Origin of the sequence: Paraburkholderia sp. (assembly GCF_034668105.1) — a bacterium.
GTDB lineage: Bacteria > Pseudomonadota > Gammaproteobacteria > Burkholderiales > Burkholderiaceae > Paraburkholderia.
In genome coordinates this window covers 1-13,257 of sequence record NZ_JAXDPY010000145.1, presented here as the reverse complement: position 1 = coordinate 13,257, position 13,257 = coordinate 1, and the positions used below count along the sequence as shown (strand labels likewise).

10 protein-coding genes and 1 pseudogene are annotated in these 13,257 nt (G+C 62.5%); 4 read left to right on the top strand and 7 right to left on the bottom strand.

All coding sequences use genetic code 11. The features are described from left to right. Nucleotides 1-441: 441 nt before the first annotated feature. The gene (locus QOC89_RS06715) at nucleotides 442-2,313 is read left to right on the top strand and encodes a hybrid sensor histidine kinase/response regulator (RefSeq protein WP_323044309.1); all 1,872 of its coding nucleotides are present in this window, start codon (nucleotides 442-444) and stop codon (nucleotides 2,311-2,313) included. Between the two features lie 101 nt (nucleotides 2,314-2,414). Here the strand turns inward: QOC89_RS06715 and QOC89_RS06710 are convergent, their stop codons facing one another. The 4 genes from QOC89_RS06710 to QOC89_RS06695 all read right to left on the bottom strand — a co-directional run bounded on the left by QOC89_RS06710 (nucleotide 2,415) and on the right by QOC89_RS06695 (nucleotide 6,206). Next, nucleotides 2,415-3,173, bottom strand: a complete 759-nt coding sequence (locus QOC89_RS06710; protein WP_323044307.1) for a response regulator transcription factor — start codon at nucleotides 3,171-3,173, stop codon at nucleotides 2,415-2,417. A 381-nt stretch (nucleotides 3,174-3,554) separates the two neighbouring features. Beyond that, nucleotides 3,555-3,791: a hypothetical protein gene (locus tag QOC89_RS06705; RefSeq protein WP_416340366.1), complete on the bottom strand. Its 237-nt coding sequence runs from the start codon at nucleotides 3,789-3,791 to the stop codon at nucleotides 3,555-3,557. Continuing rightward, on the bottom strand, nucleotides 3,766-4,770 hold the full coding sequence (cydB, locus tag QOC89_RS06700; RefSeq protein WP_323044306.1) for a cytochrome d ubiquinol oxidase subunit II: 1,005 nt from the start codon (nucleotides 4,768-4,770) through the stop codon (nucleotides 3,766-3,768). The genes QOC89_RS06705 and cydB overlap by 26 nt, the downstream gene beginning before the upstream one ends. A gap of 23 nt (nucleotides 4,771-4,793) precedes the next feature. Further along, nucleotides 4,794-6,206 (bottom strand): cytochrome ubiquinol oxidase subunit I, encoded by a 1,413-nt coding sequence (locus tag QOC89_RS06695; RefSeq protein WP_323044305.1) that lies wholly within the window; start codon nucleotides 6,204-6,206, stop codon nucleotides 4,794-4,796. A gap of 866 nt (nucleotides 6,207-7,072) precedes the next feature. Between QOC89_RS06695 and QOC89_RS06690 the strand changes: the two genes are divergently transcribed. The 3 genes from QOC89_RS06690 to QOC89_RS06680 all read left to right on the top strand — a co-directional run bounded on the left by QOC89_RS06690 (nucleotide 7,073) and on the right by QOC89_RS06680 (nucleotide 10,539). Beyond that, complete coding sequence (locus tag QOC89_RS06690; protein ID WP_323044304.1) at nucleotides 7,073-7,894, top strand: alpha/beta hydrolase; 822 nt, start codon at nucleotides 7,073-7,075, stop codon at nucleotides 7,892-7,894. A 495-nt stretch (nucleotides 7,895-8,389) separates the two neighbouring features. Beyond that, complete coding sequence (locus tag QOC89_RS06685; RefSeq protein ID WP_323044303.1) at nucleotides 8,390-9,217, top strand: NAD(P)-dependent oxidoreductase; 828 nt, start codon at nucleotides 8,390-8,392, stop codon at nucleotides 9,215-9,217. Between the two features lie 29 nt (nucleotides 9,218-9,246). Further along, on the top strand, nucleotides 9,247-10,539 hold the full coding sequence (locus tag QOC89_RS06680) for an MFS transporter (protein ID WP_323044302.1): 1,293 nt from the start codon (nucleotides 9,247-9,249) through the stop codon (nucleotides 10,537-10,539). An 85-nt stretch (nucleotides 10,540-10,624) separates the two neighbouring features. Here the strand turns inward: QOC89_RS06680 and QOC89_RS06675 are convergent. The 3 genes and pseudogenes from QOC89_RS06675 to garL all read right to left on the bottom strand — a co-directional run. Further along, nucleotides 10,625-11,066 (bottom strand): annotated as a pseudogene (locus tag QOC89_RS06675) (endopolygalacturonase); the annotation flags it as partial. A 141-nt stretch (nucleotides 11,067-11,207) separates the two neighbouring features. Beyond that, a complete protein-coding gene (locus QOC89_RS06670; RefSeq protein ID WP_323044301.1) occupies nucleotides 11,208-12,122 on the bottom strand; it encodes a 2-hydroxy-3-oxopropionate reductase in 915 nt (304 codons plus the stop codon). A gap of 11 nt (nucleotides 12,123-12,133) precedes the next feature. Then, the gene (gene garL, locus QOC89_RS06665) at nucleotides 12,134-12,934 is read right to left on the bottom strand and encodes a 2-dehydro-3-deoxyglucarate aldolase (protein WP_323044300.1); all 801 of its coding nucleotides are present in this window, start codon (nucleotides 12,932-12,934) and stop codon (nucleotides 12,134-12,136) included. Nucleotides 12,935-13,257: the final 323 nt, after the last annotated feature.

Here is a 13,257-nt window from a genome sequence, read left to right as displayed (position 1 = left end):
CGCCACAGGTCGGGCAGGATCGCATCGTCGAGATTGCGGACGAACGCGTGGCTCGGAACTGCGCCCATGAAAACCTCCATAAAGGGGTAGGACAAGGAGCGCGGGGAGCTTCGACTGAAGGCAGGGTACGGAGTGTTTGAAACGGAGAGCCGCGCTGGAACGTGAAGCCAGTATGGTTTCCGGCGGCGCCTTCGCCTATATGGATTAAGTGGTAGCTGATGGGTAAACTGCCGGGTAAACCGTCCGCGCGTCGGCCCTGTTGTTTGTCTGTTCGCCGTTTGAAACCGTGCGCTGCACCAAAAGGCCGCAGCGGCGCTGCGCAGCATCGCAACATCTGTGTACGAGCGCCTGCGTGGTATGCCAGGCCTTCCGTGCCCGCGTCGATGCGCTTGCGTTCTATGCCATCGAATCCGCCGTGGCCGTCAAAGGAGAGACCGCATGATGCGGGCCGACCCCATCCAGCGTGCAATCGACGAAGACCTGGTGCGCGTGCTGTACGCGCAAGATCCGATCGCCTTCTTTTCGCACTGGTTCTCGATCGCGGTGCTGGTGGCGATCTATTGGCCGAATGTGCCGTCGCCACCGCTCTTCATCGCGTGCTTCGGGTTTTATGCGGTGGCCAATTGCTGCAGCCTCGCGCTGTGGATCTGCAATCGCCGCTACCCGCATCTCACGACGCCGCGCGGCTGGATCAACCTGCACGCAGTGCGTGGCGTGCTGCTGTACAGTGCGCCAGGCCTCGCGGTGTGGTTCGCGTTCCAGAGTCCGCAAACCGATTTGCCGCTGCTGCATACCGTGATGCTCGTCACGCTGGCGGCCGGCGTGTTCATGTCGAACGGCTTCGACCTGCTGAACTTTTCGACCGCGATTCCGTTTCTGCTGTTTCCGACCATCGTGCTGCATTTCGGCGCGCATACGTTCGACCGCACGATTCTCGCGATCGTCCTCGCGTTCTTCTTCTGCGCGATCAACGTCTATGCGCTGAGCTACCGCAAGCTGTTCCAGCAGGTCGTGCAGGCGCGCGTCGATCAGCAGTACCTGGCGGAGTCGCTGGCGGCGCAAAAGCGTGTCGCCGAAGAGGCCAGTCTCGCTAAAACGCGCTTTTTTGCGGCCGCGAGCCACGATCTGCGCCAGCCGCTGCATGCGATCGGCCTGCTGGCGGCTTCGCTCAACGACCCGGCGGCGACACCCGTGCAGCATGCGAAGACGGCGCAGCACATCGTCTATAACGTCGAGGCGTTGAATCAGCTGTTCAACCAGGTGCTCGATCTCGCCAGGCTGGAAAGCGGCGTGACCCAGGTGATCCGTTTGCATTTCCGGCTTTCGGAGCTGTTCGAGCGGGTCGGCAGCCAGTACCGCCCGCAAGCTGCGGCCAAGGGCCTGGCGCTGCGGATCGCGCCGGCCTCGGCGGTCATACATGACGATCCGGTGCTCCTCGAGCGCGTGCTGAGCAACCTGCTCTCGAATGCGGTGCGCTACACCGAGGAAGGCGCGATCTGGGTCGGCTATCGCCGCGCCGGGCGTCGTTCGGGCGGTTATATCGAAGTGCGCGACTCCGGCATCGGCATTCCGGCCGAGGAACATGAGCGCATCTTCGAAGAGTTTTACCAGGTCGCCAATCCGCAGCGCGACGCACGCCAGGGCCATGGTTTGGGCTTGCCGACGGTGAAGCGCCTCGTCGAGATGCTCGGCGGCGAGTTGCAGATGCGCTCGGCGCCGGGCCGCGGTTCGGTGTTCCGCTTTCCAGTGCAGGCGGGCGACGCCGGCGGGATCGTCGCCAGCCTGAACGAGGCGGTGGCGGGCGGCCCGTCGGCGCAAGGGCGGCGCGTCCTGTGCATCGACGACGAACCGTCGATTCTCGAAGGCCTCACCAGTCTGCTGGGACGCTGGGGTTGCATCGTGCATGGCGCGCGCGACGAGGCCGACGCGCTCGCAGCGCTGGAACAGGGCTTCGTGCCGGACGCCGTGTTATGCGACTACCAGTTGGCGAATCACCGAACCGGCGCGCAGGCGCTCAGCGCCGTGCGCAATGTGCTCGCAAGGGCGGGGCATGAAGGTGTCGTGACGTTGCTGATTACGGGCGATATGGCATCGGCGGAACTGGCGGCGCTTGCCTTGCAAGGCATTCCGGTGCTGCATAAGCCGGTCACGCCGGCGCGTTTGCGGCGCACCCTGGAAATGCTGTGGCAGCAGGCGGAACTGGATAAAGGCCGCCCGGCGCCCACGCTGGAAATGCGGGCGGGCGAAGCGCAGAGCGTGCACAACGAAGCGGGAACGGGGCTGAAAATGGGCACGTTGAAGGACATGACGTGAGAATCCGAGTTCGCCGCTCGCCCGAGCTCAACCGCAAATCAATCCCAACGCGAGCTGTAATGAGAGGCAGCCTCCCGCAGGCCCGCGCCGCCAGCCCCGTATTACAGGGTTTTCCCGGCCTCGAGCCAGCCATTGATCACGGCGATCGCAGTGGATCGGTTGTGCACGCCGAGCGCCCGGAAGATCACCGATAGATGCACCTTGACCGTCCCTTCAGCGACACCCAGCTCGCGCGCGATCATTTTGTTGGTCCAGCCGCGATGCACCAGCCGCATGATGTCCTGCTGTCTGGGCGACAGGTTCTCCAGCAAATGCTGCTGGTGCGGTTGCAGCGCCTGGATTTGCGTGATCGGTTCGGTGAGCCCGGCGCCGGCCTGAGTGGTGGCGTGCGCAGTGCCCTGAGCGGCAAGCTCGTCGGGCGCGCCGGCGTGCGCCGGTGCGCTCTGCGTCTCGCGCGAACCCAGCAGGCTGAGCGCTTCCATCGGCACGTAGGCGCCTCCCGACAACACCAGTTCGATTGCCTTGAGCATGACGCTGGCGGGTTGCCGCTTGGGCACGAAGCCGAGCGCCCCGGCGGCCAGCACCGCGCGCATTTCGTCGGGCGATTCTTCGGCGGAAAGCACGACGACCGGCAACGCGGGATTCGCCTTCAACAGCATTTCAAGCGACGACGCGCCGCTCATGCCCGGCATATGCAGATCGACGATGGCGAGGTCGTGATTGGCGTCGGGCCGCGCGGCGGCGGCAAGTGTTTCCCAGCTATCGGCCTCGTCGAATTGTGCGTCGGGATCGAGGCCGCGCAGCAGCCCTTTGACGCCTTGCCGGATCAGTTCATGGTCGTCGGCCACAAGGAACTTCATGATGTCTCCGCGAGTCGGGCCTGCGCGTGGTGGACTGCCGCCGCTGTGCTGCTGCCTTCAAAGCGTGTGGCGCTATGGCTTGTGGCGTTACTTGCCGTTTTACTTCTATTTTCGAATCGCGTCATTGCCGGCTACCCCGCGTTTCATATGCCGATCGACGGCGCGGCGCGCCTTACGGTTTGCCGCCCATTTAACACGCTATTTGTATGATCGCCGGCTGGTTCGCTGCACCCGCATGGTTGTAGCGCAGATCTCCCGCGCATAGGTTCCGGCTTGCTACGAAGACGAGCCGCGCGCCTCGATTTTTAAGCCGTCCACGCGAGAATTCGAAGGTTATGCCCGCCGGATGAAATCACGCAAAAGCAGTATTCATTGACAGCTTCATTTGACTGCGAACAGCGTCGCATTCATCAGAAGCTTGAACGCGAAACCGAGCGACACGGCGCAGGCCACGCCGAAGCACCAGAGCGCGATGAACCACAGCCAGCCGGGCAGTTTGCGACCGGGGGTTTGCGAAGCGCTGCCCGCGGCGTGACTGCCCGTGGTCTGACTGCCCGTGGCATGGCCGCCCGTGGTCTGACTGCCCGCGTCTTTAGTGATAGTGATGTTGGTCGTCATGACGCACCTTGCCACGAAACACCCAGTAACCCATCGTCGTATAGGCGATGATGATCGGCAGAATCACCGCTGCGCCAACCAGCGTGAACATCTGGCTCGAGCGCGGCGCGGCGGCTTCCCAGAGCGTCATGCTCGACGGAATTGCATACGGCCACAGGCTCACCAGCAGCCCGGCATAGCCGAGCAACACCAGCAGCAGCGCCAGCACGAACGGCGTATTGTGATGCCGCTCACGCACCGCGCGGTACATGAAGAACGCGCAGATCGCCACGAGGAACGGCACCGGCAGCAGGCGGTAGAACAACTCGTCATGGAACCAGCGTTGCGCGATATTCGGATCTTGCAGCGGCGTCCACAGACTGACCATCGCGATGAACCCGAGTAGCACAAGCGTCAGCGGCCACACCACGCGATGCAGGCGGCGTTGCAGATCGCCTTCGGTTTTCGCGACCAGCCAGCAGCAGCCGAGCAGCGCGTAGGTAATGACCAGACCGAGACCCGTCAGCAGACTGAACGGGGTGAGCCACCCGAAAGGCTCGCCCGCATAGCCGCCGTCGATCACCGGAATGCCTTGCAGGAACGCGCCCAGTACGATGCCCTGGAAGAACGTCGCGCCCGCCGAGCCGCCGATGAACGCCAGATCCCACAGATGCTTCGTGCGTTTGGCCTTGGCGCGAATTTCAAACGATACGCCGCGAAAGATCAGGCAGACCAGCATGAAGATCAGCGGCAGATAGAGCGCCGACAGCACGGTCGCATAGACCACCGGAAACACCGCGAACAGCGCGGCGCCCCCGAGCACCAGCCAGGTTTCGTTGCCGTCCCACACGGGCGCGACGGTGTTCATCATCAGGTCGCGTTCCTGCTCGTCGGGGAAGAACGGGAAGACGATGCCGATGCCCAGATCGAAGCCGTCCAGCACCACGTACATGAATAGGCCCAGGGCGATGATCGCGGCCCACGCTACGGTTACGTCCATTTTGTTTCTCTTCGGCGGTGAAGTTAGGCGGCGTCGATCATCTGATCGGCGGCGGAGAGCGGTCGGCGCGCGGTCCGGTTCGGCGTGTGTTCAGGCGCGTCGTGCGGCGTCTGTCCCGGCAGCGCCGGACCCGAGCGCATCAGCTTGAGCATGTAATAGATGCCGGTACCGAACACGAGAAAGTAGACGCCCACGAACGCCATCAGCGAAATGCCGACCTGCTGCGTGGTGAGCGGCGACACTGCCTGCGAGGTGCGCATCACGCCGTACACCACCCACGGCTGACGGCCTGCTTCAGTGGTGACCCAACCTGCCAGCAGCGTAATGAAGCCGGTCGGACCCATTGCCACGGCGACACGCTGAAACCACTTCGCTTCGAACAGCCGTTCGCGGCGGCGCAGTATCCATGCGGCGAGAGACATCAGGATCATCAGCACGCCGAGCCCGGCCATGATGCGAAAACTCCAGAACACCACCGTCGAGTTCGGCCGGTCTTGCGGCGGGAATTCCTTCAGGCCGCGAATCTCGCCGTCCCAGCTATGCGTGAGGATCAGGCTGCCGAGGTGCGGAATCGACACGGCATAACGGGTGGTCTCCGCTTGCATGTCAGGAATGCCGAACAGATTCAGCGCCGTGCCGCCTTTCTCGGTTTCCCACAGACCTTCGATTGCGGCGATCTTGGCGGGCTGATACTGGCGCGTGTTCAGACCGTGCTGATCGCCGACGAATGCCTGGATCGGCGTGAGGATCAGCAGCAGCCAGAGCGCCATCGAGAACATCTTCTTGACGGCCGGATCGCGCCGGCCGCGCAGCAGATGCCATGCGCCCACCGCCGACACCACCAGCCCCGCGACGATGAAGGCCGCCAGCGCCATATGCGCGAGCCGGTACGGGAACGACGGGTTGAAAATGATCTTGAACCAGTCGAGCGGCACGACGTGGCCGTCGACGACTTCAAAGCCTTGCGGCGTTTGCATCCAGCTATTGGACGCGAGAATCCAGAAGGTCGAGATCAGCGTGCCGATCGCCACCATCAGCGTGGCGCCGAAGTGGGCGCGCGCACTCACGCGCTGCCAGCCGAACAGCATGATGCCGAGGAAGCCCGCTTCGAGGAAGAACGCGGTCATGACCTCGTACATCAGCAGCGGTCCGGTAATCGGCCCGGCGAAACTGGAGAAGCCCGACCAGTTAGTGCCGAACTGATAACTCATCACGACGCCGGAAACCACGCCCATCCCGAAGGCGACTGCGAAGATCTTCGACCAGAACAGGCAAAGATCTTTGTAGTACGCCTTGCCGGTTTTCAGCCAGCGCCATTCGAGGACAGCGATGAAGCTGGCGAGGCCGATGCTGAGCGCCGGAAAAACAATGTGGAATGAGACCGTGAACGCAAACTGAATGCGGGCGAGATCGAATGCCGATAGAGCGGAGTTCATGAGCGTGAAGTGCTTTTATGTGCGTGGTGCCCGAAGGTGGACTACGCGCGTCGACCGCTGTCGGTGCGCACTGCCATGAGCAGATGGCGCAAGAGTAGGGGAAGGAGGATTTTTTTGCTGCGATGCGAGGTGCGTCAAAAAACCGCGTTGTTGTGCGGCGGTTTTCGATTTTGAGACGGCAAGGCGTTGATAGGTATCAAGTTTTCCTCAATACGTCTTTGAGGGTTTTTTCCTGGCCGGGCGCGGGACTGCGGCAATAGACCGCGCGGCAGCGCAGCTAACCAAAGGCGCAACGCCGCGTGAGGAGGGCAGCTGATAGGAGTACCGGATTTTCAACTCCCAAGGTCAACTGAGCGACCTTCCCATTGACGGATGCTTTTGCGCGGGTCGATTGAATCGACGCAGCGGACCGGAGTCCACTCGTCAGCAACCGACAATAACTCCGTTCGCGCAGACTTTCTATTAGCCGGTCAGCTAGCCAACCGGCTAGTTTGCTTCTACCATGCAAGCAGCCAACCAGCGGTTCATATCGGCTTGCTGCAGACTCGAAAAATGAGCGAGCTTCGCGTCGCCATCCGGGCCTTCATTTCTGAAAGTCATTTCGAATAGCACGAGAACCGATTCGGTTCTTCGTCAGTCCGTCATCAAAGTGTGTTGCAGACCGTGCCATGCTTGAATCAGCGCTTCATCGCGCATCGACCGGTCACTTTTCTCCCATGTTCTCCGTGAATGCGCGTCGAGTTCGTCGTGGCATTCGCTGTTAGCGGTTTTCGTCGGGCGGCACTGTTTGTGCCGCCCGAATGGTTTGAGATGCACGCTTCATCCACCTGCCGGCAACGGCAGACTTCATCCAAAGGAGTTAGCAGATGAGCACAATCACCACGAAAGACGGTACGGAAATTTTCTACAAAGACTGGGGCAAGGGGCGCCCGGTTGTCTTCTCACACGGCTGGCCGTTGTCCGCGGACGCGTGGGATGCGCAGATGCTGTTCCTCGGCAACAAAGGGTTTCGCGTGATCGCGCACGACCGGCGCGGCCATGGCCGTTCGGCGCAGACCTGGGACGGCAACGACATGGATACCTACGCCGACGATCTCGCGACGCTGATCGAGCATCTCGACCTGCAGGACGCCACTCTGGTCGGTCATTCGACCGGCGGTGGCGAGGTCGCGCATTACATCGGCCGTCACGGTACGAAACGCGTGGCGAAGGCGGTGCTGATCGGCGCGGTGCCGCCGCTGATGCTCAAGACAGAGAGCAATCCCGAAGGCACGCCGATCGATGTGTTCGACGGTATTCGCAAGGGTGTCGAGGCGGATCGTTCGCAGTTTTTCAAGGACCTGGCGCTGCCGTTTTACGGCTACAACCGTCCGAACGCGAAGGCGTCGCAAGGGGTGATCGATTCGTTCTGGGCGCAAGGCATGGTCGGCTCGATCAAGGGCTTGTACGATTGCATCAAGCAGTTCTCCGAAGTCGACTACACGGAAGACCTGAAGAAGATCGACGTGCCGACTTTGGTCCTGCACGGCGACGAGGATCAGATCGTGCCGATCGACGCCGCAGGCCGCAAGACGGCGAAGATCGTGAAGAACGCCACGCTCAAGGTCTACCCGGGCGGCGCGCATGGCATGTGCACGGTCGAGGCGGACAAGGTGAATGGCGATCTGCTGGAATTCATCGGCTCGTAACGCGTTGACGTAACGCGCGCGGCTTGCGTGTGGCGATTGCCATGCGTGGGCCGTGCTGCTTGCCATGCAGCATGGCTGCATCAGTCAAGCCGCTGATCGGCCGATGCGCGCCCCGCTCGACGCAATGCCGGGCGAACCACCAGCCGGTGGAATGGCGCGATGGCGAAAACCTCGATCGACGTCGGCGCGTCTTCGAGCGCCCGTGCCGGTCGAGTGCCCGGACAGAGCCGGTGAGGTCTCCGGTTTGCCTTCAGTTTGCGCAATTATGTTGTATGACGTCACATAATAGGTAGAGGCCTATACGTCTGTTTATCAAAGACAGTTTTCCCGACATTGAGAGTAAATACGGGTAATTGCCTAGTTGAAATCGGCTCCGCCATCGTTGATAGTACGTTATCGTACAACTACGCGGCCCAATCTTGGTCCGTTGCCGCTACGGCTAACTGCTAGTCGTCCTCCGGCTCTCATCGCGCGCGGCGCTGTAAAGGAACCCCTATGAAGAAGATTGCCCTCAGTGGAGCCGGCGGCCAGCTCGGCTCGGTAGTACGCGCGGCGTTGATCGCACGCGGGATTCCCTTGCGGTCCGCCGCGGGCTCCAGGGCCCTCGCGCCGCTGGTGGAAGGCGAGGACGTGATGCATGGCGACCTGCGCGACCCGGCCGTCGTCGATCGTCTGCTGGAGGGTGTCGACGTGCTGATTCATTTCGCCGGTACGAGCGTGGAGCGGCCTCTGCCGGAGATCATCGACAACAATCTGCGCGCCCTGGTTGAAGTGTACGAAGGCGCGCGCCGGCAAGGCGTGCGGCGCGTGGTGTTCGCGAGCTCCAACCATGCGATCGGCATGTATCCGGTCACCGACCATCTCAATCTCGACTGCGCGCTGCGCCCGGACGGTTTCTATGGCCTGAGCAAGGTATGGGGCGAAGCACTCGCGCGCATGTACTGGGATAAGCATGGCATCGAGAGTATTTGCGTGCGGATCGGCAGTTGCCTTGAACGGCCCACCGAGCAGCGACACCTGAGCACCTGGTTCGGTCATCGCGACCTGCTGCATTTCCTCGACCGCTGTGTCGAAGCAGAGGACGTCGGCTTCATCACCGTGTGGGGTGTGTCGGCCAATCAGCGCAGCTGGTGGGACAACAGCGGTGCCGAGCGTTTGGGTTATCGACCGACGCAGGACGCCGAGGCCTATGCCGAGGACATTCTGGCGCGGCCGAATCCGCTGGATGCCTTGGGTCAGCGTTACCAGGGCGGCAGCTTCGTCGGCATCGACTACTCGCGCGACGCCGCCGCGGGCAGCGACACCACGGGCCGGCCTGTCTGATCGATCGAGGAATACGAGGAGACGTAGTCATGAAAATCAAGGGTATCCGCTGGTGGATGGTCAGTCTGGTCGCGGCCGGGCTCATTATCAATTACCTCGCGCGCAATACGTTGTCGGTGGCGGCGCCGACGCTGATGAAGGACCTCGACATCACGACCGCGCAGTATTCGCACGTCGTGGTGGCCTGGCAGCTTTGCTATGCGTTCATGCAGCCGGTCGCGGGCTACGTGCTCGACACCGTCGGCACCAAGATCGGCTTTGCGGCGTTCGCGCTGGCCTGGTCGCTGGCGTGTGCCGCGGCGGCATGGTCGACGGGCTGGCGCAGCCTCGCGTTCTTTCGCGGCGTGCTCGGTATCGCCGAAGCGGCGGGCATCCCGGCCGGCGTCAAGGCGACGAGCGAGTGGTTCCCGGCCAAGGAGCGTTCCGTCGCGATCGGCTGGTTCAATATCGGTTCGTCCATCGGCGCGCTGCTGGCGCCGCCGCTGGTCGTCTGGGCGTTGCTGCACGGTCAATGGCAATGGGCTTTCCTGATTGTCGGCGTGGCGGGGATTGTCTGGAGCGCGCTGTGGATGCTGCTTTACAAGCACCCGCGCAATCAGAAGCTGCTGGGCGACGCTGAGCGCGATTACATCCTCAGCGGACAGGAGGCGAAGCACAGCGAAGCCGGCGCGGTCAAACGCAGTTGGACCGCCATGCTCGGCAGCCGCGACTTCTGGGCCATCGGCATTCCGCGGATTCTTTCCGAGCCGGCCTGGCAGACCTTCAACGCGTGGATCCCGCTGTACATGATGACCGAGCGTCACATGAACCTGAAGGAAGTCGCGCTGTACGCGTGGATGCCCTTTCTGGCGGCGGATATCGGCTGTGTGCTCGGCGGCTACCTCAGCCCGCTGTTTCATAAGTACGCGAAGGTCTCGCTGTTCACGTCCCGGAAGATGGTCTTCGTGGTCGGCGCGCTCTGCATGGTCGGGCCCGCCTGCGTCGGGTTGGTGGCAAGTCCTTACGCGGCTGTTGCGCTGCTGTGCGTCGGCGGCTTTGCTCACCAGACCTTGTCGGGCGCGCTGTACGCGATCACTTCCGACATGTTCGGCAAGAACGAAGTCGCCACCGCCACCGGCATGGGCGGCATGGCGGGTTATCTCGGCGCTGCGGCGTTCACGGCGCTATTCGGCGTGCTGGTCACGCAGATCGGCTACAGCCCGTTGTTTGTGGTGCTGGCCGTGTTCGACATCATCGCGGCCGCCGTGGTGTGTCTGCTCGCGCGAAGCACTGACAAAGCGCCGGATCCGCGCTGGGCGGCACCGAGTGCGGTCGTAAAGTAAGCTGTGGTCTGATCCGGCGGCGAGGCGCGCCGGGTAGTGAAAATGGCGGTGTCCACTCGGGCGCCGCCATTTTTTTACCTCCCGCTTAACGCTGATCGACGACCGTCGTGTTGTAAGTCGTCGAACCGATGATCACGTTTTTCAACGTGATTCCATTGACGTTGTAGGCATGGATCGGCCCTGGCGTCGTCGCGCTTGCGGGTCCCCTGCACATTGGAAATGTTCACATTCTGTATGACCGCGGGGCGAGTGCGATTCGCATCGTTAGCCGGCTGATAGTCGCAGTCGAACGTGATCAGGCCGCCCTGCGACGCGGAAGGATTGCCCGCCGTCGCCGTGACGACGCCCACCGGCACCGTGCCATTGATCGGACTGCCGCTCAGAAACGCGCTGCCGTAGCCGCCGCCTTTCAGATTGACACCGTTGGGCGGCGTGACCGTATCGACATAGAAGTTCTTCACGAAGCCGCCGCGATTCATATTCGTCTTGATACGGATCGCGATGTTCAGCGGATTGGTGGCCCAATTTGTAATAAAAACTTTATTGGCGAGTGGGATCCTTTGTCGTAGAGATTCGTGCGGACGCGAACGCCGAACGCCGAACGCGCGCCGCTCCACCTTCTCTATCTGCATAGAGCAAGCGGAACGACGTCGCGGGTCAGGCTGCGCTTACGTGGTCGGCTGGCCGATTTCGTGATTGGCGAGCATTTCGAGCGCGCGCACCATGGCGGAGTGATCCCATGCCTTGCCGCCATGCGCCACGCAGGCATTGAAGAGCGCCTGGCAGGTGGCCGTATTCGGCAACGAAACGCCGAGCGCCTGGGCCGTCGAAAGCGCGAGATTCAGATCCTTCTGGTGAAGCTCGATCCGGAAGCCTGGATCGAAAGCGCGTTTCGTCATCCGTTCACCGTGTACTTCGAGGATGCGCGAGGACGCAAAACCGCCCATCAGCGCTTCGCGCACGCGCGCCGGATCGACGCCGGCTTTGGAGGCGAGCAGCAACGCTTCGCCGACCGCCTCGATCGTCGCCGCGACGATCACCTGATTGGCGACCTTGCACACCTGGCCGGCGCCGACAGCGCCGATCAGCGTGACGTTCTTGCCCATCATGTCGAAGAGCGGCTTGACGCGCTCGAAGGTCGCGGTTTCGCCGCCTACCATGATGGTCAGCGAACCGGCCTTGGCGCCGACCTCGCCACCGGAAACCGGTGCATCCAGATAGTCCGCGCCGTGCTCACGCACGCGGGCCGCGAACTCGCGCGTGGCCATCGGCGAAATCGAGCTCATGTCGACCACGGTTTGTCCCGGACGCAACGCGTCGGCGAGGCCTTGTTCGCCGAACAGCACGCGTTCGACGTCCGGCGTATCCGGCACCATGGTGAAGATCACGTCGGCCTGCGCGGCCACAGCGGCTGGGCTGTCGCATGCGAGCGCGCCGGCCTGGGTGAGGTCGTCGGGCACGCCGCTGCGGGTAAACGCCGCGAGCGTGACGCCGTTCTTGAGAAGATTGGCGGCCATGGGCTTGCCCATGATGCCGAGTCCGATAAAGCCTGCTTTTTGCATGGAATCCTCCGGAGATGTCATGGCGGCCGTGTTTACGTCCGGTCCGCCTGTTTCTGCATGAAGTGTTTTTGAACCGCCTGCGCGCCGGCTTTCAGCAGCCCCATGTCCGCACAGACCGCGATGACGCGGCAGCCCATGGAGAGATAGCGCTCCGCGTCGGCCTGCACGGTGGCGAGAATGCCGCTCGGCTTGCCGGCGGCCTCGGCGCGCTCGAACACGTGCGCAATCGCCTGTTGTACGTCGGGATGCCCGAGGTTGCCGAGGTGGCCGTAGGACGCCGCGAGATCGGACGGGCCGACGAACACGGCGTCGATGCCGTCCACCGCAAGAATTTCGTCGATATTATCGACCGCCTTGCGGCTTTCGATCTGAACGATGACGCAGACGTTGTCGTTGGCGATGTCGAAGTAGTCGGGCACCGTGGCGTAGCGATTGCCCCGGTGGCTCACCGACACGCCGCGGATACCCAGCGGCGGGTAGCGCGTCGCGGCGACGGCGCGGGCCGCGTCTTCAGCGCTCTCGATGAACGGCACCAGAAAATTCGAGAAGCCGCTATCGAGCAGGCGCTTGATGAATACGCTGTCGTTGGCGGGCGGCCGCACTACCGGCGCGCTCGGGCTGTCTTTGAGCGCCATCAATTGGGGGATCAGCGTCAGAACGTCGTTCGGTGCGTGTTCGGCATCCAGCAGCATCCAGTCGAAGCCGACGACGCCGAGCAGTTCGGTGGCGATCGGACTGGCCAGCGAAACCCAGCAGCCGATCAGGGTTTCGCCGCCGCGGACGGCGCGGCGAAAGCTATTGGGTAAAGGCTGATAAGGCGTGGCGGCTGTCATGAGGATGTCTCCTGGAACTGGGTTATCCGGGCAAGCTGCGGTGGCTGAACTGGTTGTTATAGGTCGTCGTACATCTAGCGCAGAGTAGCATCGGCTCTGTAGGTTGTAACGGGCACGTAAACCCGAATTCCTCTTTGAGTATGGGTTGCAGGTTGCCGAGGACCTTGCGGTGTTGTAGGATGACCTATATCGGGGACGTCCATTCAAGGAAAGTGAAATGTCTATTACCGGCGAAATGCTGATCGGTCGCAAAGCGGTGCGCGGCGAGGAAAAACCACTGCGTGCATTCAATCCCGCCACGGGATCCGAGATCGCCGAGCCGG